The 444-nt window shown below is 45.5% G+C and carries 1 protein-coding gene and 1 pseudogene; one reads left to right on the top strand and one right to left on the bottom strand.

What is annotated here, in order from left to right; translation table 11 throughout:
* Positions 1 to 199 (top strand): annotated as a pseudogene (locus tag ACEWB7_RS17825) (tRNA pseudouridine(38-40) synthase TruA); the annotation flags it as partial.
* A gap of 28 nt (positions 200 to 227) precedes the next feature.
* On the opposite strand, the gene ACEWB7_RS17820 reads toward ACEWB7_RS17825, so the two are convergent.
* Positions 228 to 444 (bottom strand): helix-turn-helix domain-containing protein (locus ACEWB7_RS17820; RefSeq protein WP_411581063.1); only part of this gene is annotated, 217 nt, incomplete at its 5' end.

Genomic DNA, 444 nt, shown 5'->3' with positions numbered 1-444 from the left:
TGTAGGTTGTTTGCTAGAAGTCGGACAAGGCATGTATGACATTGGCCATATTGATAGTATTTTTGCAGCAGAAGACCGCCGTGCTGCAGGAATGACCGCCCCTGCAGATGGACTGTATTTAATTCAGGCTTATTATCCCGAGCAGTTTGCATTACCGCAATTACCACTTGGCCCACATTGGCTTAACTTGCCAGAATAGAAAATGCCGGTCTCAGACCGGCATTTTTTTAACGCTGTTTACGTTTTCGGTACTCTACCGGCGTTTCATTGGTCCAGCGCTTAAAAGCCCGATAAAAGGTACTCGGTTCAGAAAAGCCTGTCAGATATACAATGCGTTCTACACTTTCACTGGTATTGGCAAGAAGCTTTTTTGCCAGTCGGCAACGGTAATCAGAGAGTATTTGCTGAAAACTGGTATTAGCTTCACTCAGTTGGGTGCGTAGG

Origin of the sequence: Acinetobacter sp. NIOH-H-8 (genome assembly GCF_046635365.1) — a bacterium.
Taxonomy (GTDB): domain Bacteria; phylum Pseudomonadota; class Gammaproteobacteria; order Pseudomonadales; family Moraxellaceae; genus Acinetobacter.
Note: the sequence above shows the minus strand (reverse complement) of the source record. Positions and strands in the feature narration are given on the sequence as shown.